Below are 26,272 nucleotides of genomic sequence, written 5' to 3'. Positions count from 1 at the left end.
ATGTCAACAAAATTTTCAGCGGTATTCTTATGTTTAGGCCTATTTACCCTAACGGTAAACGGACAAAAAAGCAACCTAAAAAAAGCAGATGAGGTGTTTGAGGCCTATGCCTATATAGATGCTAGGGAAATTTATTTGAAAGTGGTAGAAAAAGGGTACGAATCTGCCCAAATATATAAGAAACTGGGAGACACCTATTATTTTAACAGTGAATATGCCGATGCCGCCAAATGGTACAAAAAATTGGTGGACAAGTATGCAAGTCAATTGGAGCCACAATATTATTACCGGGCTGCACAGACATTTAAAAGCATTGGGGAATATTATCAATCCAAGAAAATGATGGGTGAATTTTCATCTCGATCCTCAACTACTAATCTGGCTCAAAATTTTATGAACAGTTACCCAGCCTTGGACAGTTTGGTGGACATTGAGTCGAATAAATTTGATTTGGTGAATATAACCGAAGGGATGTCAAGTTCAGATTTTGGTCCTTCCTTCTATCAAAACAAATTGGTATATGCATCCTCATCCAAAAATACAGAAGGAAGAAAAATTCATACCTGGAATGGTCTAAAGTACTTGGACCTTTATGAGGCCGATTTGGACGAAAATGGAAAATTAATTAATCCCATTCCGCTTAAAGGTGATATAAATTCTCCTTACCACGAATCTACCGCTTCATTTACTAAAGATGGGAATACCGTTTATTTTACAAGGAACAACTTCATCGACGGAAAGAAAAAAAAGAACAAGAATAGAGAAATTACCCTTAAAATATACAAGGCAACAAAAGACAACAAGGGTTCTTGGGGAAACATCAAGGAACTGCCATTTAATAATGATGCGTATTCTGTGGCCCATCCAGCGTTGAGCCCAGATGAAAAGCGTCTGTATTTTTCCTCAAACATGAACGGAACCTATGGGGAATCTGATCTTTGGTATGTGGATATTGGCTCCAACGGTTCATACAGCAAGCCTGTGAACTTAGGTCCCAAAATCAATACGGAAGCACGGGAAACATTTCCCTTTATCAGTGAAAATAACAACTTATATTTTGCGAGTGATGGCCATTTGGGCTTAGGCGGACTGGATATATTCGTTATTTCCCTTGACAATCATGGAACACCTCAAAAAGTAACCAACCTAAAAAAGCCTATAAATTCCAGTAAAGATGATTTTGGTTTCATCATTGATGAAGAAAAACATACGGGGTATCTTTCTTCCAATCGAAACGGAAATGCCGGTAGTGCCTCCGATGATATCTATAGATTTATAAAATCATGTGGCATAACAATCGTGGAGGGTATTGTTTCAGACGCCAAAACCAATATGCCTTTACAAGGGGCACAAGTTACTTTACTGGATGAAAACAATGACATTGTCGCCCAGACAATATCAGATACCCATGGGGCATACCAATTTGAGAATGTTTTGGACTGTTATAAACGTTACGGTATCCGTGGGGAACACGCAGATATGGAATACAATCCAACCGAAGAAACCATTCTTGTTTCTGGTGATGGACCAACAATGGAAGTAAACATTCCCCTTACTCCTCCAGATTGCGCGGTAAATGACCTAGGATGTAGACTAAATCTACAACCTATCTATTTTGATTATGGAAAGTATCAAATAAGACCTGATGCAGAAGTGGAATTGGCCAAAATCCTTGAAGCCATGAAGGAATATCTACAGCTTAAAATCCATATTGAATCCCATACCGATTCTAGGTCCAGTGACTCCTTTAATATGCGATTATCGCAGCGGAGAGCCCGGGCCACAATGCAATGGTTGATAGATAACGGAATAGCTCCCAGTAGACTCTCTGCCAAAGGTTATGGAGAGACCCAATTACTAAACGAATGTTCCAACGGAGTTCGATGTCCAGACGCCAAACACGAATTGAATAGAAGGTCGGTGTTCATTATAAAAGAATAAAGAAATATAGTAATTTACTGATTATCAATTATTTATGATTTTTGGCACGTTGATTGATACTACTAAGGTGGATGTAAATAGGTACATCTAGAACTTAAAACCTTGTAGCATGAAAAAGTTAGTACTCTTTATAGCAGCAGTTGCTTTCGGTACCATAGGTGCCCAAGCAGCCAAATTGGACGATAATGTGGCCATGGCCACTAGATATGGGAATTCCTTCATCTTTGTAGAGGATGGTGTAACTTTTTCAGTATACCCAGATGGAGAGTTCGATTTCTATATGGACAACAGGGTTAATATTGGAGTTGGTGCCCAAATAGGAAATGTAGGTATCACCTTTAACTCCGGATACAACTATAACCCTTTTGTACAGTATGATGATTACGGAGCCGTAATCCAAGTTGAAAATACGCCTATTTTTTATGATTACTATGGTCGTGTATCACAGATTGGCAATGTAAATATTTGGTACAACAATGGTAGAGTTCGTAGAATTGGTGGATTGCATGTCTACTATAACGGCGGTGTGTTCAGTCACTATACCGGATATATCAACATCTATAATAGACACTACGTATACCGTCCTTTCCATAGGTATTTTATTAGGCCAACAGTTGGATTCTGTAATGTGTATGCTAGACCCTATAGAAGGTATTACAATCCTGTTCGCTATACCTATTATGCGCCTTATCGATATAACCAAAGAAGGGCTTATGCCAGAATTGGTAAGGTATATCGAAACGATAATAGATATAGAAGGGACAATATCTATAGAAATGACAAAAGAGTGTCCGTACGTGATAACAACAGTATAAGACGTGGTGGTGATTACGGAAGAAGCAATAGGACTGTTGCTAAAAACAATGATAGAAAAGGAAGCCCCAATGTATATCGCTCCAACAGCAGCGTAAAAAGACAAGCTACGGCGCAACGCAGCGTGAGACAAAGTAATACGTACAGAAAATCAAATAATGCTTCTAGAAACAACAGGGCGGTGACCCAAAAACAGGTAAAACGAACTCCAGATAGGAGAACCGTTACCAAGAGAGAGGTTGCTTCCACCCCAAATCGTAAAACGGTGTCACGCACTACAACTACCTACAGGAAGCCCCAAACAAGAAGCAATTCAAGTAGGTCTGTAGTTCAAAGAAGTAGTGCTCCCAAAAGAACTGTAAAAAGTAGCAGTTCTAAACGGACGACTGTTAAGCAAAGTGCAAGAACTTCTTCCAGTAGAGGAAATAGTAGCGCCAGATATAGCAGAAGTTCAAGAAAAAATTAAACGAGAGTTTTTAGGTTGGTTAGTTGTTTAACCCCGTGGTTGGATTTATCCGCTACGGGGTTTTCTTTTTCAACCATTTTGAAAGGATTCCGGAAACATCTTCTGATATATCAAAACGATACAAAATCCCCACATACATAATCACGATCAAGACAGATTTCAAGACGATGTTCAAAATGGGATGAAATGGAAATTGCAACATATCAAACAATACGGCCAATAATACCAGAGTGGCTAAAACTTTAAAGGTCGCTTTGGAAAAAGGCTGAATGCCAAACTTTTGCTTCACAAAAATAACCTTGGTCAAGTTGAAAATAAAAATGGATACAAAACTCGCTAAAGCTGCTCCTTCCAGTCCCAACACGGGAATCAGCACATAATTCAATAAAATGGTCAATGCCGCCAAACAGACCCCAAATACCAATACGGTTTTATAGTATTGGGAATTGAACAAAATAGAATTGTTGTTTCCCAAAAGCGAATCGAACACCTTGGCCAGCCCCACCAAAAAGACTATGGTATATCCATTTCTGTAGGCTTGGGGCAATAATAAATACAGGTCGTTCAAATTCAAAATAATCAATACAAACAGAATTCCCGAAGCGATAAAAAGCGTCAATGAAGTTTTTTGATATAAACGCTCCAATCCAGAATGGTCCCCAGAATTCAATTGTTCCGCTGTTAAGGGATAGGTGATTTGGTGCATGGCCCGTGATGGAACAATGATAACGGTAGCAATGTATACGGCCACGCCATAATACGCCACGTTTTCTATGCTGATGAACTGGTTGAGCATTACCTTATCGATTTCCAAAAGTATCAAGGCGGCAGAGCCGCCAAGAATAATCAAGAAGGAATAGGATAGGATTTCTTTGTAGTTGTGTGGTAAATGAAAATCAAACTTTGGAAAGCGTAAGGTATACGCATAAATCTTAATAATTATGGTCCTTAAAAGATATAATCCAACCAAAAGCTTAAAAAATAAATCCAAAGAAATCACCTCGAAATAGAAAAAAATCAGTAGGATAGATACGCCAATTCGGCCGAAGACCTCTTTCATAAAGTTCCCAAAAACCGACTTTAAGTGTACCTTGCACCATGCAAAATAGACTTCAAAATATGCCATGGCCAGCCCCACAAAGAAGATATACCAGAGATACTCCTTGACCATAGGGTTGACTTGGGATACCCAATCTCCCAGCGGTTCATAAAAAAAGAGTCCGATCAAGGCTACGGGAATGATTCCCAATAGCGGCACCAAAAGCATAAAAGTCAGGAAAACATCCTTCTCCCCTTCCCTGTAATTGCTATAATATTTAACCAGTGTATTGTGCACTCCAAATGCCATCAATGGCATTAAAATAGCCCCCGATGCCAGAATAAAGGTCACCAGTCCATAATACTCGTCCTCCAGAATTTTGGTGTATAGAAACAGCGTGTTTACAGCTCCGAACAAAAAGCCCAGATAGGTGACCACAAGATTTTGTACGGATTGTTTTAAGACGACTCCCATTAGATGAATTTTACCAAGCTTTCGGTCAATGCTTTTCTGTGGAACTGCCCCACTCCCACTGATTTACAATGAAGTTCTCCCTTCTGATAGCTCTGGAACCAATCCAAAAGTACATTTTTTAGACAAGTGGTATCATTTTGTACACATACACTCCCTGATTGGGTTTGGGTCACCAATTTTCCAGCTTCCCATCCTTCTGGACCTATGGCCAAAATGGGCCGTTTCGCATTCAAATATTCAAACAATTTTCCAGGGATAATGCCCTTGGTTTCTTCAGAATCAATTTCCAACAACAATAACACCTGCGATTTTTGCTGAACCTTCAAAACCTGGCCATGGGATAAATACCCCAAACGTTTTACGTGTGACTCTAAACCAAATTCCTTGATGGATTGCAAAACTTCATCCCCTACCACCCCAGCCAACTGGATTTGCAGGGAATTTTTAAAAGCCTCATTTTCTTGTATAAGCTCTTGGATGGCCTTCCATAAAGCAATCGGATTTCGCCTGGTCAACAAAGAACCCATATGCGAAATAGTAAAGCCTGAATCTAAGTTTACTAGGGTTAAATCGTCATCATATCCATTGGTAATCACCTTAATGGGTTTGTCTGTGATAGCTTCAAACTCATTTTTAGTGAGGTTACTTGTTACAACAACCTTATCTGCCGAAGTCAATACTTCGGCTTCCAGTTTCTTGTGTTTTTTTTGGGAAGTCTTGGTCAACCTTAATTTTTTGTGATACCCAATGGAAGTCCAAGGATCTCTAAAGTCGGCAATCCACTGAACAGAATACTTTTCTTTCAATCCCAATCCTATCAGGTGTAGACTATGCGGTGGACCTGTAGTAATGATGGTTTCAATACCTTCATCCGCAATAACCTTGGCCAAATAACGTATGGAAGGTTTTACCCAATTTTTTCGGGCATCTGGAATAAAAAAATTACCACGAATCCAAAGCAATACCTTTTCTAAAAAGGAAGGGTCTTTCTCTTGGATTATTCCAGAACTGATGGTCTTGGTCTTTTTTTTTGACAACAACCCGGCCCATTTATAGGGTTCTTTTATGGGCTGCTTCAAAATCTGAATTCCCTTCGGAACTTCATCGACAAGATTTTCATCCACAATGGGATATTTGGGGTTTTCCGGAATATATACTATAGGTTGAAATCCAAACTCGGGCAAATACTTGGTAAACTTGAGCCATCGCTGTACACCTGGTCCCCCAGCCGGAGGCCAATAGTATGTTATGACCAAGACTTTTCGCATCAGGATTCTTTGGGTTTTTTCGGAACAAAGGAATATCCAACACCGCCCACAATAATCAACCCCAATAAAATACAGGCTGCCAAGGTTATCTGACTTCCTGTTTCAATGACCTGTGGTTCAAACTTGAACTCAATGACATGCTTCCCTGATGGAACCTTCATGCCCCGCAAGGCATAATCCACCTTGTAATGTTCCTCCGGTTTACCATCAATGTAGGCATTCCAGCCAGATGGATAATGCATTTCAGAGAAAACAGCGAATCCATCATTGCTGTTGCTGGACTCATATTTTAGATAATTAGGTCGATAATCCACTAAGTCAATATGTGCTAGAGAATCAGTTTCATACCGAAGCTTCGTCAAACGGGGATATTCCTTAGTATTGACCACCGCCTGCAACTTGGAATTAAAATCTTTTAGGGCTTCAATCTCCTCGTTCGCCGAAGATACAGGAAGCAATTGCCCCACAAACCAGGCATTGCCATTGGCATCGTCATTCACGGCTGGGAAACTGTTCCCCTCTTCATCTTGTTGGATGATATATTTTACGTTGAGCATGTTCAACACCTGAAGGTTGTTCTGGTACAGATGGTATTCGAACAAATTTTGTAGAGCACGCGGCTTAGCAGCATGATAGCCGCCTATGGATTTATGAAAATACGAAGTTCGAGCCCCATTCAATCCTTCTTGGGGATCAAAAACCCGATAAACCGAGTCATCTTCTTGGAGAGCGTGATCTATCTGACTTGCTTGGAACGGGGTGTTCATTTCACGTTGACGTACAAAATCGTCCTCGTTTACGTAACGAAGGGCTACTCCCACCAAATCAAACAGTACCAGTCCTGCCATGATGAGCACCATGGCGTTCTTTCCAATTTTCTCTTTTACAAAAAACCATAGCGCAACAGCGGCCAAGGTCACATATATTAAAGAACGAATAGTATCGCTGACATAAACAGCTTCACGGTCCCGTTGTATCATGGTCATCAATTCATCACCAAAATAACCACGGTACATCTCATCTCGCATACCATCAAAATCAAAGAAAGCTTTTAGGATAAAGATAAAAACCGCCAATCCCACAGCAACAAAGAACGATAGTTTGAGTGCCTTTAGTTTGTCTTTTGAATTGACAGACTTTTTGAACAATTGACGTAATCCCAAAACCCCTAAAACGGGAAGACACAATTCCAACACCACCTGAATGGAAGAAACCGCCCTGAATTTGTTGTATAGCGGGAAATAATCGATCATAAAATTGGTCAACGCCGGGAAATTCTTTCCCCATGATAGCAGAAGCGACAATAAAGCACCTCCCAATAGCCACCATTTATGTTTTCCTTTTACCAAAAACAAGCCCAACACAAACAAAAAGAAGACTATAGCACCAACATAGGCTGGACCTGCAACAATGGGTTGCTCTCCCCAATACAAGGGCAAGCCATTGGATAATTCCATAGCTTTGGATGGGGAAAGTCCTTGCCCCACTAAATATTCATAAGCTTTTGAATTTTTCCCAAGGTCTTCATTCCCAGAACCTCCAAAGAGACGGGGAACAAATAAGTTTAAGGATTCGGCAATGCCATAACTATATTGGGTAATGTACTCCTTGTCCAACCCATTGGAGGGTTGTTTTGGGGTCCCATCTGGATTGATGGTTAATTCCGATTTCCCCCGGGTACTCCAATCCGCATACTCTTTGGTGGCCATCAAGCCTGTGGCATTGGCCGCAATGGAAAGTGCAACGGCACCGATTAAAATTCCAACCGATAGGAAAAAGTGTTTTAGTTTCTTATCCTTTATCGCATAAATGAGCTGCACCAACCCTAAAATGAGCACCAACAACATAAAATAGTATGTCATCTGGTAATGATTGGCACTGATTTCCAAGGCCATGGCCAAAGCCGTTAAAATAAAGCCGAGTAAATACTTCTTTCTAAAAACCAATACGATTCCACCCAAAACCATAGGAATGTAGCCCAAGGCATGCGCCTTGGCGTTATGCCCCACACCAAGTATGATAATGAGATAGGTAGAAAAACCAAAGGCAATGGCACCTAACGCGGCTAAACGGAAATCAACTTTTAGACAAAGTAACAGAATGTAAAATCCAATAAAATACAGAAAAAGATAGTCTGCTGGTCTGGGTAAAAACCGAATCAATCGGTCCAGTTTTTTAATATAGTCATTGGGATAATTGGCCCCCAACTGATAGGTGGGCATTCCTCCAAAAGCACTGTTTGTCCAATAGGATTCTTCTCCGGTGACCTCTTTAAAATCGTCCCGCTCTTTGGCCATGCCCTTATACTGGGCAATATCGGATTGAAAAATGGCCTTGCCCTGCAAAACTGGATAGAAATACACCAGAGACGCGAGTAAAAATAAACCAATGACACAAATATGGGTGATAATGGCTTTGGGAGAAAAATTCATGGATAGCTGTTGAAAAGACAAATATTAGTCAATTTCCTCAAAATCTATGTATTCTCCAACTTTTTTTGAAGGATTGGATTTTCTTGTGGGTGTCTTATAAATTGTGGTATCCCCATCCTCAGCGGTATTTTGGCCAAAATCTTGGTAATTTCCAAATTGTTGCCCAAAGCGTTCCTCGGTTTTCTTCATGGCATAGTTCAACAATCGTGGAGCCAACCATTTCAGCAGTAATTTCGCTGCATAGTATACTAATATGAGGATAAATATCGTTTGTAGTACAACCATATAACCGTAAACTATTGTTTCAAAATTACACTGTAAGTAGCATAAAAAGACCAAACGTATCTTAAAATACTATTAAAATAAGTTATATGGATTTTTCCTTTTTCAAAAAGACCCTTTTTCTTTTCATTCTTACACCAGTTTTTTTGAGCGCCCAATATACCGATGTCATCAATTCCAACAGACCGGGTAGGGCCATAAGTGCCTATGCTGTGGGAAAAAATGTGGTCCAGGCTGAAGCAGGACTTTTTTATGAGCAGCAAGATAATGCCGACCTTAATTCCGATTCCAATATTTTTGGAACCGATATGGCTCTGAGATACGGGTTTCTTTTTGAAGAACTGGAAATCAATTGGGAAGGAACCTTTATGAAGCAGAACATAAACTATCCTGATTTTGGGATTGAAGGAAAGCTGGCTGATTTTTCACGAAATCGACTTGGGGTCAAATATCTCCTTTACGATCCTTATAAAAACCCAGAACGCAATAAACCGAATTTATACAGTTGGCGTGCCAACAACCTGTTCCAGTGGAAAAATTTAATTCCAGCGGTTTCGCTGTATGGTGGGGTTAATTTTGTGCTGGGTGACAATCCGTTTTATCCCGGGGAGCCCACAACTTCCTACAGAGGAGCCATTGCCACACAAAGTAGGTTGTCACCAAGGTTTGTGCTTATTTCAAATGTGGCCTATGACCGAATTGGAACGGATTTTCCCGAATGGCGCTATGCCCTTTCCCTTTCCTATGCCCTTAGAGATCCCAGATGGAGTATCTTTTTTGAAGGTCAGGGGATTTCAGGGGATCGGTATTCCGATATTATCTTACGAACCGGAGTGGCCCGTTTGCTGAATCCCAATTTTCAGGTGGATTTGCACATGGGTTCCGGATTTAAAAATGACCCTTCCCGCCTATTTGTAGTACTTGGTGCTTCCTACCGCTTGGATTTTCACAAAGATAGCTTTAAGACCATCGACCCATTGAGTAGCAATCAGAATGAAAAAATAAAACGGAACTCCAATAAGAAAAAATCAAAAAAGCGAAGGAAAAAAAACAAAGATGACATTGATTTCTAAGTTTTGTCTTTAACATTTTTATGATGTAGGTAATATTGCTAATATTGACCTGTAAAAAATGATGTATGATCACCATCAAGCAGGTTCAATCAAAGGCTGATTTAAAACGCTTTGTAAAATTTCCCTTCTCACTCTATAAAAATTCCCCATACTGGGTCCCCCCTATCATCAAGGATGAAATGGCATCTTTTGATGAAACCAAAAACCCTGTTTTTAAAAATGCTGAAGCCCGATTTTTTCTAGCCTACAAGGACAGCGAGATTGTAGGAAGGGTTGCGGCCATCATCAACTGGTTGGAAGTGAACGAACAGAAAGTTCGAAAAATGCGTTTTGGCTGGTTAGATTTTGTGGATGATCTTGAGGTTTCCAAGGCTTTGCTGGACAAGGTAGCCGAAATTGGAACAGAGAACCAGTTGGAATACATGGAGGGACCCGTAGGTTTCTCCAATCTCGATAAGGTTGGTGTCCTTATTGAAGGGTTTGACCATATCGGTACCATGATAACCTGGTACAACCACCCGTACTATCAATCCCATTACGAAAAGCATGGTTTAGTAAAGGAAAAAGAATACCTGGAAAACAAATTCTTGGCCTCAGCCGCAGACCCAAAGTTATTTTACAAGGCAAACTTGTTGGTGAAAAAACGCTATGGACTCAAAGAAATGAATTTTGAGAGTAGCAAGGAAATTATGCCATGGGTGGATAAAATGTTTGACCTTTTCAATGAAAGTTATGCCAAACTGTCCTCATTTGTAAAGATTACGGACATTCAAAAGGAATATTTCAAAAAGAAATACATCAGCTTCATAAACCCGGAGTACATCAAATTTGTAGTGGATTCGGATGATAATCTAGTGGCTTTTGCCATTGTAATGCCCTCCTTTTCCAAGGCGCTTCAGAAAGCCAATGGGCGCTTGTTCCCCACGGGAATATTTCATCTGTTGAAAGCAAAAAAAGAAAGCAAGGATGTTATTTTTTATTTGATTGGCATACATCCCACCTATCAGAACAAAGGGGTTACGGCCATCATTTTTAACGAATACTACCATACATTCAAGAAAAAAGAGATTGTGAATTGCATACGAACACCAGAATTAGAAGATAACGTGGCCATTAGGCAGATGTGGAAGCATTTTGATCCTGTAACCCACAAACGGCGCAGAACCTATCGAAAAAGCCTATGATCAAAAGCCTTCAACCTCTTCTTTTTGCACTGCTATTTACTGGCTTTCTGTTTTGTCAGGAAAAAACGGTAACACGTAGAGGGGAACAATGGTTTCAATATAACAATCAAACACATTTAAACGAAAAGTGGACCTTGTTTGGCAATACGGGTGCGCGCTGGAAACATGGTTTTGAGGAATTTGCAATTTTCTTTGGAAGAATTGGCGCCTCATATTCCATGAGTGATAAAATTGGAGTGTCAACGGGATTCACCTATGTAGAATTTTATGCCGATAAAGACCGGTACCAGGTTGAGTTGAGACCGTATGAAGAAGTATTGATACGAGATACGGGCGAGCATGCTTTTAAATTGAACCACAGATTTCGGTTTGAGCAACGGTTCTACAATCCAGTGGTTGATGGTAGCATACAATCAGACAATACTTTTGCCCTGAGGTTTCGCTATGCTTTGATGACGGGTTTTACCCTTTTCCGTCTTTCCAAAGAAAATCCCGATGCGAAATTTAGAATAAACATCAGTGATGAAATTATGTTTAATGCCGGAAAGAACATTGTTTATAATGTCTTTGACAAAAACAGGTTTGTAATCAGTCCTGCCGTACAATTAAATAAATGGATTTCCCTTGCGCTGGCATGGAACAACCAATTTGCCTCGAGCTCTTCCGAAGCTGGGCACTACATCCATACCCATGCACTATGGCTGCACATAACACATACTCTAAATCTCTCAAAAAAGAAAATCGGGGAAATCAAGGAAAGTCTTCCACCAATACCTTCAACTGCTACTCACCCATAGCAGCCGCAACGGCAGCTGAAAGTCGTTTGTAGGTGCCATTTTGGAGTCTTTCCCTAATAGATGAGAAAGCATCCAAGGTCTCTGCAATGTCTTCCATGGTATGAGTGGCGGTAGGAATCAAACGCAATAGGATTAGCCCCTTTGGAATTACCGGATAGACCACAATGGAACAGAAAATTCCATGGTTTTCACGTAAATCCTTAACCAAAGCCATCGCTTCTGGAATACTACCGTTCAGATAAACAGGAGTAACACAGCTTGATGTTGTACCAAGGTCAAAACCACGGTCTCGGAGGCCATTTTGCAGTGCATTTACGTTTTCCCAAAGCTTTGCTTTCAATTCAGGCATGGTACGCAACATATCCAAGCGCTTCAAGGCTCCTTTTACATAGACCATGGGTAGTGATTTGGCAAACATTTGCGACCTAAGGTTGTATTTTAAATATTCTATGATTTCTTTATCGGCGGCAACAAAAGCACCTATTCCGGCCATGGATTTGGCAAAAGTGGCCAAGTACACGTCAATCTCGTCTTGTACGCCTTGCTCCTCTCCTGCTCCAGCTCCTGTTTTTCCCAAGGTTCCAAAACCGTGGGCATCATCTACCAACAACCTGAAACTATACTTCTTCTTCAAGGCTACAATTTCCTTGAGGATTCCTTGCTCACCGCGCATTCCAAAAACGCCTTCGGAAATCACTAAGATACCACCTCCGGTCTCGTTGGCGAGTTTAGTGGCCCGTTCCAAGTTTTTTTCAAGACTTTCAGGGTCGTTATGCTTAAAGGTGAAACGTTTGCCCATGTGCAGACGAACACCATCTATGATGCAGGCATGACAATCCACATCGTACACAATGATATCGTCTTTGGAAACAAGGGCATCAATAACGGACATGAATCCTTGGTAGCCAAAGTTTAAAAGATAGGAAGCTTCTTTGTGGACAAACTCCGCCAATTCTCGCTCCAATTGCTCATGGTAATCGGTATGGCCGCTCATCATTCGGGCACCCATAGGGTAAGCGGCTCCATGTTCGTGGGCAGCATCTCCATCAACTTTCTTGATTTCGGGCAGATTGGCGAGTCCCAGATAGTCATTGATACTCCAAGTAATAACATCTTTCCCTTGAAATTTCATTCTGTTGGAGATAGGTCCTTCCAATTTCGGGAATACAAAATAGCCTTCTGCTTGTGATGCCCATTTTCCCAACGGACCTTTATTTTCAATGATTCTATCAAATAAATCTCTCATCTACCTTAAAATTGATTCAAATGCAAAAGTATAGATTTTTGCGAAGCTCACATAACGATTTTTTCACATAAAAAACGACAATGAAATCATTGCCGTTTTAATCCAATCGAGTTATATCTCTTATTTGATGTATTCTATCTTTTCGGGTACCTCGGCATTTTTAATATCAAAAAAACCTTGGTTTTCCATCCACTCATTGCTATATATCTTGCTCATATATCTTGAACCGTGGTCTGGGAAGATAACAACAACATTACTGTCTTTTGTAAATTCACCCTCTGTGTTCAATTGATATAAAGCCTGCATTGCGGCACCACTGGTATATCCTACAAACATACCTTCGGTATGCGCAATTTTGCGGGCCATGTGGGCGCTTTCACCATCGGTTACCTTAATATAGCGGTCGATACTATTAAAATCAGTGGCAGCTGGAATCAAATTTTTCCCCAAGCCTTCAATCCGATACGGATACACTTCATTATGGTCAAACTCCCCGGTTTCGTGGTATTTTTTAAGAATGGAACCATAGGCATCCACCCCTAATATTTTGATTTTGGGATTTTGTTCCTTTAGGTAACGGGAAATTCCGGATATGGTCCCACCTGTTCCACTGCAGGCAACCAAATGGGTAATATTACCATTGGTCTGTTCCCAAATTTCCGGACCGGTGGTCTGGTAATGGGCCTCTATGTTAAGTTCGTTAAAATATTGGTTGATATAAATGGAGTTCTCGGTCTCCTTGTGCAATCTTTTGGCCACTTCGTAATACGATCTTGGGTCATCTGCACTAACATGGGCAGGGCAAACATAAACCTTGGCACCCATGGAACGCAACATATCTATCTTATCAGGGGATGATTTTGAACTCACTGCCAAAATACACTTATACCCTTTTACAATACTGACCATAGCCAAACTGAACCCAGTATTCCCGGAAGTGGTCTCAATGATAATACTTCCAGGCTTTAGAATCCCTTTACGCTCGGCCTCCTCTATGATATAGGCCGCTATTCTATCCTTTGACGAATGTCCAGGATTAAAGCATTCCAATTTGGCATAAAAGTTTCCGGTAAGGGGGGCTGCGATCTTGTTAAGCTTAACTAAGGGGGTATTTCCAATTAGGTCAAGGATATTGCTACACGCATTTATCTGTTTTTTCATAACTGGTATTAGGTAAGGAATGAATTTTTGAAACGACAAAAACCCATTCGGCACAAAAATAGCATTTTATTTTGAATGGGTTTTCCCTTCAAGGTCTAAAATAAAGGTATAGGCCTTGGCAGTTTCCTTTAAAGCTTCAAATCTGCCCGATGCACCACCATGCCCCGCATCCATATTCGTATCCAAAAACAAGAGGTGGCCATCCGTCTTAAATTCCCGTAGTTTCGCCACCCATTTAGCTGGTTCCCAGTATTGTACCTGCGAATCATGTAAGCCGGTTGAAACATATAAATTGGGGTATGCCTGGGGTTCCACATTGTCATAAGGCGAATATGATTTGATGTAATCGTAATAATCCTTGTCATTTGGATTTCCCCATTCATCATATTCTCCGGTGGTCAGTGGAATGGAATCATCCAGCATGGTCGTCACCACATCCACAAAGGGAACTTCAGCAATTACCCCATTATAGAGCTCTGGCGCCATATTGATTATTGCTCCCATTAACAATCCGCCTGCCGAACCACCGCTGGCATACAAATGTTCTGGACTGGTGTATTTTTGTTCAATCAGGAACTTGGAGCAGTCAATAAAGTCCGTAAACGTGTTCTTTTTATTGAACAACTTGCCATCTTCATACCAAGGTCTTCCCAAGTATTCCCCTCCTCGTACATGAGAAATAGCGTAGATAAAGCCCCTATCCAATAAACTCAATCGAACCGAGGAGAAATACGGGTCAATGGTACTACCGTAGGAGCCATAAGCGTATTGATATAGCGGGCTGGTACCGTCTAAGGGAGTATCTTTATGATATACCAACGAAATGGGCACTTTTTTACCATCCCGTGCCGTGGCCCATAAACGCTCGGTTTTGTAGTTCTCTTTATTGAACTTTCCTCCCAAAACTTCCTGCTCCTTCAACACTTTTTTAGTGCGAGTCTTCATGTTGAAATCAATAATGGCATAGGGCGCTCCCATCTCATTATAATAATAACGAAGCTCATCCGTATCAAAATCCAAGTTCACCGAAGCTCCAGCCACATAGGTTTCGCTGTTAAATGGCAAATAATAACTTTCTGAACCATCCCAACGGGATATGTTCATCTGGTTAAGCCCATTTTCACGCTCTGAAAGCACATAGTAATCCCTGAAAATCTCCACATCTTCCAGTAAAACATCTCGCCTGTGCGGAATAAACTCCTGCCAATACGCTGAAGAGGTATTTTCTTCATTGGTCCGCATCAACTTAAAATTAGTGGCCTTGTCCCTATTCGTTAAAATATAGAAGTTACCATCGTAATGGGCAATGGAATATTCTACCCCTAAATATCTTGGAGAGAACACTTTAAAACTGCCGTTGGGGTCATCCGCATTCAAAATTCTATATTCCGAAGTCAACGTACTCACAGAACCAATAACGATATATTTCCGAGATTTGGTCTTGTAGACAAAAGTGTTGTACGTGGAATCCTTTTCATGGAATACCAGTTCATCATCATTGGAAGAAGTCCCCAAAACATGCTTGAAAATTTTATCGGAACGCAGGGTCACCGGGTCTTTTTTCGCATAAAATAAGGTCTGGCCATCATTGGCCCAAACTGAACTTCCTGTAGTATTCTCGATAATATCTGGATAAATTCCCCCAGTTTTCAGGTCTTTAATCTGGATGTTGTACTGTCTACGGGATACCGTATCGGTTCCGAAAGCAGCCAAAGTATTATTTGGGCTTACCGATATCCCTTTTAGATTGAAAAATTCGTGTCCTTCGGCCATTTTGTTACAGTCGAACATAATCTCCTCGGCAGCATCCAGACTATCCTTTTTACGGGAATAAATGGGGTATTCCTTTCCTTCTTCGTAGCGATTGATGTACCAATAGCCATCCAATTTGTAGGGCACAGAGGAGTCAACTTCCTTTATTCTCGACTTCATTTCCAAAAAAAGGTCCTCTTGGAACTTTTTGGTATGTGCCGTCATTTTGTGGTAATAATCGTTTTCTGCATTGAGATAGTCAATTACGGCTTGATCTTCCCTATTGTTCATCCAATAGTAATTATCTATCCGTACATCTCCATGTTTTTCCAGTTGGGTTGGAATCTTTTTGGCCGTCGGGGGTTGTATTTGCATCAATTCTTTACTTTTTTGGCAAGAGCCTGCAAAAATAAGGCATATTCCGAGAATACAAGGGATTGGATTGATTCGTTTCATCCAGTTTGATTTATGCCAATTTAGTATTTTTGAAGTCAATTAAACACAAAAAAACAACAGCTATGTTCGGAGATATCATGGGAATGATGGGTAAACTCAAAGAAACCCAGAAAAAAGTACAGGAAACCAAGGAACGATTGAATACCGTAATGATTGATGAGCAGTCCTCTGATGGTTTGCTGAAAGTTACCTTAACCGCCAACCGCGAAATTAAATCAATCAGTATTGACGATTCTCTACTTCAGGATAAAGAGCAACTGGAAGATTACCTCGTATTGACCCTAAACAAAGCCATCGAAAAGGCTACCAACGTCAATGAAACTGAATTGGCGGCAGTGGCCAAAGAAGGCATGCCCAATATTCCAGGGATGGATGCTTTTATGAAATAGGGTTTAGGATTTAGGTCTTAGGAGTTAGTGCCCAGTCAATTTCTTTACGTATAAAATTCCAACTTCTAACTTCGTAATTTGTCCGATACGGATAACACAAATTTGCACTAATCATCCCATTGTTTTCAGGATTTTAAGGAAATGCAGGTGCATTGCATCCGTGTAGTCTAAATGAGTAACGATGCGCAGTTTTCCTTGCCCCATACCGATAATAGAGATTTGATTTTCTGCTAGTTTGGCTAAAAAATCTACTGAAGTAAGTTTGGATTCGTCCAATTCAAAAATGATGATATTGGTTTCAATGGGCTCCACTTTTTTTATGAAATCCAACGTTGAAAGTACCTCCCCGATTTCGGCTGCTTTTTTATGGTCTTCCGCCAATCGATCCACGTGATGGTCCATGGCGTAGATTCCTGCTGCGGCCAAGAATCCGGATTGTCGCATTCCTCCACCCAGGATTTTACGGATTCGCAAGGCCTTGTCAATCAAATCCATACTCCCCACCAAAACAGAGCCTACAGGACACCCCATGCCCTTACTTAAACAAACACTTATGGTATCAAAAAGGGAACCATAGGCCTTTGGGTCTTCTCCTTTGGCTATGAGTGCATTCCAGAGTCGCGCACCATCCAAATGGTACTTGAGTCCATGCCTATCGCATACTTTTTTGATTTTTTGGAGCTCCTCAAAATCCCAACAAGCCCCTCCGCCCTTATTGGTGGTGTTTTCAATACAGACCAATGAAGTCAAGGGACTATGGTAAAAATCGAGGGGATTTATGGCTTCTTCAACCTGCTGGTATGTCATCATCCCGCGATTACCATCCACCAACTTGCAGGAAACCCCACTATTAAAACTAACACCGCCACCTTCGTAATTATAAATGTGGGCATATTTGTCACAGATCAACTGGTCTCCCGGCTGGGTGTGTAATTTTATCGCCGTTTGGTTGGTCATGGTACCACTAGGGAAAAACAATGCGGCCTCCATCCCAAAATAATCGGCTACCTTTTCTTCCAAGGCATTAACGGTAGGGTCGTTTTTAAAAACATCATCCCCTACTTTGGCGGTCATCATAGCCTCCAACATTCCCGCTGTGGGCTTAGTGACCGTATCACTGATCAGGTTTATTGTCATAAAAGCTCAAATTCAAACTCAAGTTCAAACTCAATTTATTTTTAGTTTCCTTTTTATACTTTCTTTATTACCTAAAGACCTTCTTTCTAAAAGATGTTGCTCATAACGTCTGTCTACACCAACAGCTACACCAATATAAAATTTACCTTTATTTAGTTTGATTACATATGCAAACCAATTTGTAGTAGAAATTCTATCCCTCAATTTTCCATCTGTAACCAAAATTCCACATAAGATATAGTTAATATTTTCATTAACCCTTGAACTTGATTCTTGAACTTAAACCTGTACTTGACCTTATCTAATCCATGCAGTCCATTCCTATGGGAGAGCCATCAGGAATTTTGGGGACAGGTATAACATTAAAACTGGAAGGCTTTTCCAAAAAGGCATCTATTCGTCTTACCATTTCTACTGCAACTGCAGTTTTTCCATTGCCCAATAAAATTGTCTTAAGCTCCTTCAAAGTTTCATTGGCAATGGCATTAACCTGCGGATGTACTTCAGTATGAGCCGCCAAGTTCATGATGTGGTACAGCACCCTAAAATTGATGGTCTGTTGTACTTCATCCAAATACGGGTCTTTTTTAGAGTTTTCAATTGTATTGTCAACCAGTTTACTTAAAACCTCCTCCAATCCCAATTGACCTTTATCCAAACTCTTTTGTTGGATCAATCTGGAAGCACGTTCTGGGTGCAACAAGAGTCCCAAAGTCATATCGGCAGCGGTTTCGGCAGCGGAAAGGGCGTCAAAGCTGACCCCAGTTCTTCCCATCAACGACTCACGGGTACGTGGATATCCGATGGCCCTAGGTGGGAAAAGGTCCAATTTACCCTTGGGAACGGCAATAACCTCGGCATCCAAGGTTTTTAGGATGGATTCCAACGCTTTTTCTTGTACCATTTGATTCACTGGTTCCACAACACGTTGTCCATCCCCTTTAACCGCGTAGTTGTAGTCCAAACCTCCAACAACTTTTGATACGGCCTCAGTTTGATAGCGATGGAAAAAATACAGGGGAGCAAAAACATCTTCCAATACCGAATTGGGCTGGCCGGTACGAATATTATCAATGGAGAAATTATTCATTGCGGTCTTCCTGATTTGTAATACATTTTCCAACTCCTGACTGGCACTTTTACCATTGTCCCAAAGATGCGCCAAGGCATGGGCACCTCCGGTTGGTCTGGCATCTTGATCAGATATGTACCGAAGTCCATCATCCTGGGCCTTCTTTAATATGGCATTGAGCCCTTCTTTTTCAGAAGTGCCACTTGGAAAGTCAGCATAGGAATAGGCCACGGTTACCTTATCCCATTCGCCTATTCCTATATCGTATGCATTCGAAAAATCTATGGAGTTTCCCTTCAATTCAAATTGTGGATGTGGATAATCCATCACCGAAGCCCTGTTATTGGTACTTGCGGCAAAATTATGTGCAAAACCAAGGGTATGCCCTATTTCATGGGCCGAAAGTTGACGGATTCGGGCCAAGGCCATATCCAACATCGGTTGGTAATTGTCGTCACGTTCCGCAAAAGGTTTGTTCATCAACGCTTGCGCAATCAAGAAATCCTGACGAATGCGCAAGCTTCCCAAACTCACATGGCCCTTCATGATTTCTCCTGTTCTTGGGTCTGTAATGCTGCTGCCATAGCTCCATCCTCTTGTAGAACGGTGCACCCACTGGATTACATTATAGCGAACATCCAACGGGTCGGCATCATCGGGCAACATTTTTAATTGAAAAGCATCTTTGTAGCCAATGGCCTCAAAGGCTTGGTTCCACCATTTCCCACCTTCCAATAAAGCAGAGCGAACAGGTTCTGGGGTTCCATTATCCAAATAATAGATGATGGGCTCCACGGCCTCGCTTACCGCTGCACCGGGATTCTTCTTTTCCAATCGATGGCGGGTGATGAAACGTTTCAATATAGGTTCTTGTACTGGCGAGGCATAATCATAATAGGTCAACGGATATGAACCACATCTAGGGTCGAACACCCTTTTTTTGTATTTGTCATCGGGCAACTCAATCAAAGAATGGTGTTGTGCCACGGTCACCAAGCTGGGGTTTGGGGTTACGGACTGAATCCATGCCCCTTCGGGATTTCCCTTAAAGGTGAGTGTTACATCAAACTCCACATTTTTTGGGAATGCTTTGGTACGCTCAAACGCCAATGCACTTTTGGAAGCATCCAAACTATAGGTTCCTTGTTTGGAATCTTTTAATCTATTGGCCACCCCATGGGCATCACGCATTAAAAAATCTGTAAAATCGATTAAATAACTTCCTCTGGATTCCTCCTCAATCTTAAACCCGTGCAAAACGGATTTGGCAAAAGCCTGTTCCACAGATTTTCGCTCCAATACGTTGTCCGTAATGGCCCGATAGGTTAGATTGGGTTGAATCAGAAGGAGCTTGTTCCCAGCTTTTTTAAAGTATACTACCTGTTCATTGCCCAATTGGCCCCTGTCCAAACCGATATCATTGCTTCCTATGCCGCTGCTGAGCGAATAGACATAGAGAAATTCTTTGTCCAACTCATCCACTTCCAGATAAATTTTATCCGAGGCATCATCATAATAAAAATTGAAATAACCATTGAATTTTTGAAAATCCTTGGCTTTGTCAAAAGTCTGTCCGTATAAGGATGCACAAAAAAAGCTAAATACTGCGATGAGGGAAGTAGTGTTCTTCATAGTTGAGTGGAAATTGGATTTAAAAATATGTAATTCATTTTAAAAAACCCTGTGAATCCTACTTTTCCGCCTTAAAATATAAATTGATAAAAATTGTCGTCAATTTTTGCTTCATTCATTTTTATGTTAATGGATTTTTAACTAATGTTTATTTCATAAGACCTTGAAAATCCATATTTTACTTAAAAAACAATATGGGGCCAACCACAGATAAAACCATCTTTTCAAGTTATGTACGCAAAGAAGGACTTTTTGATGAAGTCTTTAAAAATAATGGGGATGTTAAGTCTGTGTACCAGAAGCTATTAGATCTATATGGGTCCCGATCCATTGAAGATTACGTCAACCTTAACACTAAGGCAAAGTCCTCCTTTTTTAATCAAGGCATTACTTTTCAGGTGTATGGCGATAAGCAAAGTCAGGAGAAAATCTTTCCTTTTGACCTCTTTCCGAGAATAATCGACCCAAAAGAATGGGAAATCATTGAAAATGGTGCCATTCAACGAAGTTTGGCCTTAAATCACTTTCTATGGGACGTGTACCACGATAAAAAGATTGTTAAGGATGGTATAGTTCCAATTGAGTTATTGAGTTCATCACCCAATTACCTGCATCAAATGATGGATGTGGATCCACCAAGCAAAATCTATAACCACATCTCTGGAACAGATATTATTAAGCACTCAGATGGTAATTACTATGTTTTGGAAGATAACATCCGCTGCCCCTCAGGGGTAAGTTATGTCATTTGCAACCGAACCGCTTTAAAAAGAGCCCTCTTTGGTGTATTCAATCATTACAAGACCCATACGGTGACCAATTATGCGGAAAACCTGCTTCATCTTTTGGAAAGTGTTAAGCCTCCGGGCGTGGATTCGCCAGTTTGCGTGGTAATTACCCCAGGGATGTTCAATTCGGCTTACTACGAACATTCGTATTTGGCCAAGGCCATGGGTGTGGAATTAGTGGAAGGGCGTGACCTTTTTGTTGAGAACGATTTTGTTTACATGAAAACCACCCAGGGCCCTGTTCGCGTGGATGTGGTGTACCGGAGGGTTGATGATTTATTTATAGATCCCATGGAATTTCATCCTGATTCGGCCTTGGGCGTTCCAGGACTGTTCGCCGCTTACCGAAAAGGCAATGTTACCATTGCAAACGCTCCAGGAACCGGGGTAGCCGATGACAAGGCCATCTATACCTATGTTCCGGATATCATTAAATATTATTTGGATGAAGAGCCCATCCTCAAAAATGTACATACCTACCATTGTAGCAGACCCGATGAGCTGAACTATGTTCTGGACCATGTTCATGAATTGGTCATAAAGCCGGTTGATGAAGCCGGAGGCTATGGTATTTCCATAGGAAATAAGTTGACCAAAGATGAAATTGAAAAAGTAAAGGCCGAGATTAAGGCCAATCCCAGAAAATATGTGGCCCAGCCTATAATGTCTTTATCTGTACATCCTACCTATATAGATGAAAAAGAGTCTTTTGAACAACGGCATGTGGACCTCAGAACGTTCACCGTTCTAGGACATGACCAACAATTTGTATTAAAGGGTGGCCTCACCCGCGTTGCGCTCAAAGAGGGTAATCTCATCGTAAACTCATCCCAAGGCGGTGGATCTAAAGATACTTGGGTATTAAAACAATAAGAACACTATGCTTGCACGAGTAGCCAATAATTTATTTTGGATGGGACGGTATATTGAACGGGCCGAACATGTGGCCCGCTTTATGAACGTCAACTATTTTTCATCCTTGGATGCCCCCAACCAATTGTCACAATCCAGGCAATTTGTACTTCGGTCCATGCTGTTTATGGTAGGAGACCCCGTGCATGACGATTCCTTAAAACTAAAGGAAGAAGAAGTCCTCTATGATATTGGGTTGAATCCAGAGAAAAACTATTCCATCATATGCAGTATCAAATTTGCTAGGGAAAACGCCAACAGTTCCCGGGATTTGATTTCAACGGAACTTTATGAAAGTCTCAATAAGTTCTATCACTTTGTGATGAACTATCCCACGGACACCTTTGTAAAGACCAATCTGTACGACTTTACGGTGAACATTACTGAAATGACCGCAGTTCTACGTGGAAAAATACGGGGTACGCTACTACATGATGAGGTGTACGCCATTATTATGATGGGGGTGAATATTGAAAGAGCCATACAAATCACCCGTATTATCAACACCAAATTCAATGATGCCTTAATGGCCAAAGGAAGCTACGGAGATCCCATTGGGAACAGTTTTGAATGGACCACCTTGCTGAAATGTGCTGAATCCTATGACATGATGCGCAGGCTTTATAAAAAATCCCCCAATAGTACTTCTACTTTGGAGTTTTTAATTTTGAACGGAAGGTGCCCTCGCTCCTTTATGAATTGTATCAACCAAGTGTACAAGCATATTTTGGAAATCGACAAGAAAGTTGAGTATGCTAAAAGCTCCACGGCTTTTATGGTTGGCAAAATACGGGCGGAGTATGAATTTAAACAAATTGAAGAAGTACAAGATGACATTCAAGGCAATCTTGATCTGATCCTTAATAAAATGTTCAAAATTAGTGAGAACATGGAGAAAGAATTCTTCAACTACTAGACCAATTTGACTAACTTGGTCTGATTGAAATCCCACCCCCATGTTCTATGAATACGAAATAGATTATGACACGCAAAACTCTTATGAGAAAGGGTTGAGTGAGGCCTTTTGGCAATTTTTGGTCATTCCCGAAGAAAATGATACCCAGGAACTTACCTATTGGCATTTTGAGAACGATTTGGGAGAACGCAACAGTGTATCGGTAAATGGTTTGGGTTTTAAAACGGTCCAGGTACGGTCCATTAAGGAAATTGACCATATTGAGTTCAATGCACGTTTCAAGCTCATCAAAAAAGAAACCAATCCTTTTGACTTTGAGCTTTCTTTAAACTCAAAGGATGATTTTAACCAACTTCGCAATCTGAATTTTAGGATTGACCACGAGCCTTTTTTGAGAAATACACCGTTAACCTATCTTCCCGAAAAATATGCATCCATTTTCATTCTTGATGAAAACGTGACCCTTTTTGAAAATCTTCAGGCCTTGAACCAATGGGTCTACAATAAAATATATTTTAAACCCGGTGTAACCGATGTGGATACCTCCTTAGAAGAGGTTATAGAAAAAAGACATGGTGTCTGTCAGGATTTCACCCATTTGTTCTGCGCCATAGCCAAGAAAAATGGAGTACCCGCCCGCTATGTTTCGGGATATCTGCACCAAGGAAGTGGGTTCTTCGGGGATTCCCAAATGCATGCTTGGGTTGAGGCCTTTGTGCCCAATGCAGGGTGGGTCGGGTTTGATCCCACCAACAATATTTTGGCCAACCACAACCATATTAAAGTAAGCCATGGAAAGGATTATACTGATTGCGCTCCGCTGAAAGGTGTAGTTTATACCTTGGGGAAAAATGAGACAAAATATTCCGTTTCAGTCAAAGCAGCACAGCAGCAACAATAGATTATAGAATGTGCTGAAAGAAACTTACTTTTGCCCAAAATTGAATACATGGTAACCACAGATCAGCAAAAAGATCTTATTGAGCGCCTTGGTGCGTTAAGGAGGTATCTTTGACATCGATGCCAAACTCATAGAAATAGAAAACGAGGAAGAAAAAACCCTCGAACCCGACTTTTGGGACAATCCACAGGAGGCCCAAAAGCAAATGCAATCCCTAAAATCCAAGAAAAAGTGGGTGGAAGATTACGAATCTGCCAAAACGTTGGTCAGTGATCTTGAAGTATTGGCGGAATTTCAACAAGCAGGTGAAGTTTCGGAAGAAGAAGTAACCCAACAGTACACAAAAGCACTGGACCTCATTGAAAATTTGGAGTTCAAAAACATGCTTTCTGATGAAGGGGATGAACTCACCGCAGTACTTCAGATAACTGCTGGTGCCGGAGGTACGGAAAGTTGTGATTGGGCCTCCATGCTCATGCGGATGTACCTCATGTGGGCCGAAAAGAACGGGTACAAAGTAAAGGAGCTCAACTACCAAGAAGGTGATGTGGCCGGAATAAAGACGGTAACCTTGGAAATTGAAGGCGAATATGCCTTTGGTTGGCTCAAAGGTGAGAACGGGGTACATAGATTGGTGCGCATCTCCCCTTTTGATAGCAATGCCAAGCGGCATACATCTTTCGCATCGGTATATGTGTATCCGTTGGTGGACGATACCATTGAAATTGAGGTAAACCCTTCAGATATTGAAATTACAACAGCGCGTTCCAGTGGAGCCGGAGGGCAAAATGTAAATAAGGTGGAAACCAAGGTGCAACTGGTGCACAAACCCACAGGTATCCAAATTTCTTGTTCCGATTCCCGATCACAGCACGATAACCGTGCAACAGCCATGAAAATGCTGAAGTCACAGTTGTATGAGATTGAACTTCGGAAAAAACAAGAGGCTCGAGCCGAAATAGAATCCTCAAAAATGAAAATTGAATGGGGATCGCAAATCCGGAATTATGTGATGCATCCGTATAAATTGGTAAAAGATGTGCGCACCGGTGAGGAAACAGGTAATGTGGATGCTGTTATGGACGGGGAAATAGATCTTTTTTTAAAGGCCTTTCTTATGATGATGGGGCAGAAAGAGGAGGAATAAATGGTGCGAGGTTAAGGGTAAAGGGATAGCAATAACTTAGAACTTAGAACTTAGAACTTAGAAAGTATGATCAAAATATATCACAATCCTAGATGCAGAAAATCCAGGGAAGGACTGGAAGTATTGGAAAAATCTGGACAAGAATTTGAAGTTGTAAAGTATCTGGAAGAAATTCCATCTAAAGAAGAGCTTAAGACTCTAATTGGGTATTTAGGCATTACTCCAATGGAATTGGTTCGAAAAAATGAGGCGGTCTGGAAAGAAAACTATAAGGGAAAAACACTTTCGGACGATGAAATCATCACTGCCATGGTGGAAAACCCCAAATTGATCGAACGCCCGATAGTTGTAAAGGACAAAAAAGGGGTGATTGGCAGACCTTCAGAAAAAATCAATACCTTGCTATAGTATTTCAAACGTATTCAGTAGGCTATGAAAAGTGCAAATTCATTAATTTTCTTGACCTTTTTGACCATAATCCTTTCCATAGGCGATTTGGCGGCCCAATATGGTTATGGATCTCCCTATGGAAACCGCTATGGAAGGCGGCAAAGTACCATACCCAGGGCTCAAGAAACCCCAAAAGAAGTGGAGCCACCAACGGCAGAGGAAGTTGTAGATCAACAAATGCCTTCCATCACAGAAGCTTTGGGGCTCAACCCCTTTGAGGAAGCTGTGGTACGTACAACTTTACTGGAATCCGTTCAACAGCGGATAGAGCTCCAGATTTTAGGATTGGAGCCTTTAAAGATGAAGGAAGAATATGAGAAAATCTTTAAAAAACAGAACGAGGAACTAAAGGCGGGTCTACCAGAAGATAAGTACAATGCTTTTATAGAGCTTCAGGAAAATAGTTTCAAACCCAAAAAGAAGAAGAAAAAGAAAAAGAAAAAAGATTAACAAATCATTAAGGTCATTCACGGGATCAAGTTTGTTGTTGGCAGAGATAAATTTCGCTTCTACTTAATTTCATTTCAACTTTGTTTGCATAAAA

At 41.0% G+C, this 26,272-nt stretch carries 21 protein-coding genes; 12 read left to right on the top strand and 9 right to left on the bottom strand.

Annotated features, from left to right (window positions below; translation table 11 throughout):
- Both FG28_RS16115 and FG28_RS16110 read left to right on the top strand, forming a co-directional pair.
- The gene (locus FG28_RS16115; protein ID WP_036384577.1) at positions 1-1,941 is read left to right on the top strand and encodes an OmpA family protein; all 1,941 of its coding nucleotides are present in this window, start codon (positions 1-3) and stop codon (positions 1,939-1,941) included.
- Positions 1,942-2,050: 109 nt separating this feature from the next.
- Positions 2,051-3,220: a hypothetical protein gene (locus FG28_RS16110; protein WP_036384576.1), complete on the top strand. Its 1,170-nt coding sequence runs from the start codon at positions 2,051-2,053 to the stop codon at positions 3,218-3,220.
- 52 nt (positions 3,221-3,272) lie between these two features.
- Here FG28_RS16110 and FG28_RS16105 read toward each other — a convergent pair whose 3' ends face one another.
- From FG28_RS16105 to FG28_RS16090, 4 genes are read right to left on the bottom strand one after another with little or no spacing between them, the layout of a single operon-like run.
- A complete protein-coding gene (locus FG28_RS16105) occupies positions 3,273-4,733 on the bottom strand; it encodes a lipopolysaccharide biosynthesis protein (RefSeq protein WP_036384574.1) in 1,461 nt (486 codons plus the stop codon).
- Positions 4,733-6,001: a glycosyltransferase gene (locus FG28_RS16100; protein ID WP_036384572.1), complete on the bottom strand. Its 1,269-nt coding sequence runs from the start codon at positions 5,999-6,001 to the stop codon at positions 4,733-4,735. Before FG28_RS16100 ends, FG28_RS16105 begins: the two co-directional genes overlap by 1 nt.
- A complete protein-coding gene (locus tag FG28_RS16095) occupies positions 6,001-8,433 on the bottom strand; it encodes a YfhO family protein (RefSeq protein ID WP_036384570.1) in 2,433 nt (810 codons plus the stop codon). The genes FG28_RS16100 and FG28_RS16095 overlap by 1 nt, the downstream gene beginning before the upstream one ends.
- A 24-nt stretch (positions 8,434-8,457) precedes the next feature.
- Positions 8,458-8,718: a DUF4834 family protein gene (locus FG28_RS16090; protein WP_036384568.1), complete on the bottom strand. Its 261-nt coding sequence runs from the start codon at positions 8,716-8,718 to the stop codon at positions 8,458-8,460.
- An 86-nt stretch (positions 8,719-8,804) separates the two neighbouring features.
- On the opposite strand from FG28_RS16090, the gene FG28_RS16085 reads away from it, so the two are divergent.
- The 3 genes from FG28_RS16085 (at position 8,805) to FG28_RS16075 (ending at position 11,769) form a co-directional block, all read left to right on the top strand.
- Positions 8,805-9,788: a transporter gene (locus FG28_RS16085; RefSeq protein WP_036384566.1), complete on the top strand. Its 984-nt coding sequence runs from the start codon at positions 8,805-8,807 to the stop codon at positions 9,786-9,788.
- 65 nt (positions 9,789-9,853) lie between these two features.
- Positions 9,854-10,972 (top strand): hypothetical protein, encoded by a 1,119-nt coding sequence (locus FG28_RS16080; RefSeq protein WP_036384564.1) that lies wholly within the window; start codon positions 9,854-9,856, stop codon positions 10,970-10,972.
- Positions 10,969-11,769, top strand: coding sequence for a DUF2490 domain-containing protein (locus FG28_RS16075; RefSeq protein ID WP_036384561.1), 801 nt, complete (start codon positions 10,969-10,971; stop codon positions 11,767-11,769). The genes FG28_RS16080 and FG28_RS16075 overlap by 4 nt, the downstream gene beginning before the upstream one ends.
- On the opposite strand, the gene FG28_RS16070 is transcribed toward FG28_RS16075, so the two are convergent.
- The 3 genes from FG28_RS16070 to FG28_RS16060 all read right to left on the bottom strand — a co-directional run bounded on the left by FG28_RS16070 (position 11,756) and on the right by FG28_RS16060 (position 16,303).
- A complete protein-coding gene (locus FG28_RS16070; RefSeq protein ID WP_036384559.1) occupies positions 11,756-13,015 on the bottom strand; it encodes an aminotransferase class I/II-fold pyridoxal phosphate-dependent enzyme in 1,260 nt (419 codons plus the stop codon). The two genes, FG28_RS16075 and FG28_RS16070, sit on opposite strands and share 14 nt — an antisense overlap.
- A gap of 120 nt (positions 13,016-13,135) precedes the next feature.
- The gene (locus FG28_RS16065; protein WP_036386751.1) at positions 13,136-14,176 is read right to left on the bottom strand and encodes a PLP-dependent cysteine synthase family protein; all 1,041 of its coding nucleotides are present in this window, start codon (positions 14,174-14,176) and stop codon (positions 13,136-13,138) included.
- 66 nt (positions 14,177-14,242) lie between these two features.
- On the bottom strand, positions 14,243-16,303 hold the full coding sequence (locus FG28_RS16060; RefSeq protein ID WP_231562644.1) for a S9 family peptidase: 2,061 nt from the start codon (positions 16,301-16,303) through the stop codon (positions 14,243-14,245).
- Positions 16,304-16,446: 143 nt separating this feature from the next.
- On the opposite strand from FG28_RS16060, the gene FG28_RS16055 reads away from it, so the two are divergent.
- Complete coding sequence (locus tag FG28_RS16055; RefSeq protein ID WP_036384558.1) at positions 16,447-16,773, top strand: YbaB/EbfC family nucleoid-associated protein; 327 nt, start codon at positions 16,447-16,449, stop codon at positions 16,771-16,773.
- Positions 16,774-16,884: 111 nt separating this feature from the next.
- On the opposite strand, the gene FG28_RS16050 is transcribed toward FG28_RS16055, so the two are convergent.
- Together FG28_RS16050 and FG28_RS16045 are read right to left on the bottom strand one after the other, a co-directional pair.
- Positions 16,885-17,910, bottom strand: coding sequence for a low specificity L-threonine aldolase (locus tag FG28_RS16050; protein ID WP_036384557.1), 1,026 nt, complete (start codon positions 17,908-17,910; stop codon positions 16,885-16,887).
- Positions 17,911-18,211: 301 nt separating this feature from the next.
- Positions 18,212-20,614: a zinc-dependent metalloprotease gene (locus tag FG28_RS16045; RefSeq protein ID WP_036384555.1), complete on the bottom strand. Its 2,403-nt coding sequence runs from the start codon at positions 20,612-20,614 to the stop codon at positions 18,212-18,214.
- A 194-nt stretch (positions 20,615-20,808) separates the two neighbouring features.
- On the opposite strand from FG28_RS16045, the gene FG28_RS16040 reads away from it, so the two are divergent.
- The 6 genes from FG28_RS16040 (at position 20,809) to FG28_RS16015 (ending at position 26,178) form a co-directional block, all read left to right on the top strand.
- A complete protein-coding gene (locus tag FG28_RS16040; RefSeq protein WP_036384554.1) occupies positions 20,809-22,275 on the top strand; it encodes a circularly permuted type 2 ATP-grasp protein in 1,467 nt (488 codons plus the stop codon).
- A gap of 7 nt (positions 22,276-22,282) precedes the next feature.
- Positions 22,283-23,230: an alpha-E domain-containing protein gene (locus FG28_RS16035; RefSeq protein WP_036384551.1), complete on the top strand. Its 948-nt coding sequence runs from the start codon at positions 22,283-22,285 to the stop codon at positions 23,228-23,230.
- A gap of 40 nt (positions 23,231-23,270) precedes the next feature.
- Positions 23,271-24,131 (top strand): transglutaminase family protein, encoded by an 861-nt coding sequence (locus FG28_RS16030; protein WP_036384549.1) that lies wholly within the window; start codon positions 23,271-23,273, stop codon positions 24,129-24,131.
- A 48-nt stretch (positions 24,132-24,179) separates the two neighbouring features.
- Positions 24,180-25,278, top strand: a protein-coding gene (gene prfB / locus FG28_RS16025) for a peptide chain release factor 2 (protein WP_156102304.1) whose coding sequence is annotated in 2 segments (ribosomal slippage) — positions 24,180-24,242 and positions 24,244-25,278 — 1,098 coding nt in all. Because the reading frame shifts where the segments join, the coding sequence is not laid out codon by codon here.
- 66 nt (positions 25,279-25,344) lie between these two features.
- Positions 25,345-25,686 (top strand): arsenate reductase (glutaredoxin), encoded by a 342-nt coding sequence (arsC, locus tag FG28_RS16020; protein ID WP_036384545.1) that lies wholly within the window; start codon positions 25,345-25,347, stop codon positions 25,684-25,686.
- A gap of 24 nt (positions 25,687-25,710) precedes the next feature.
- Positions 25,711-26,178, top strand: a complete 468-nt coding sequence (locus FG28_RS16015; protein ID WP_036384542.1) for a hypothetical protein — start codon at positions 25,711-25,713, stop codon at positions 26,176-26,178.
- Positions 26,179-26,272: the final 94 nt, after the last annotated feature.

The organism is Muricauda sp. MAR_2010_75, from assembly GCF_000745185.1.
GTDB lineage: Bacteria > Bacteroidota > Bacteroidia > Flavobacteriales > Flavobacteriaceae > Flagellimonas.
The sequence above is the reverse complement of the archived record's forward strand: the minus strand, read 5'-3'. Positions and strand labels throughout refer to the sequence as shown.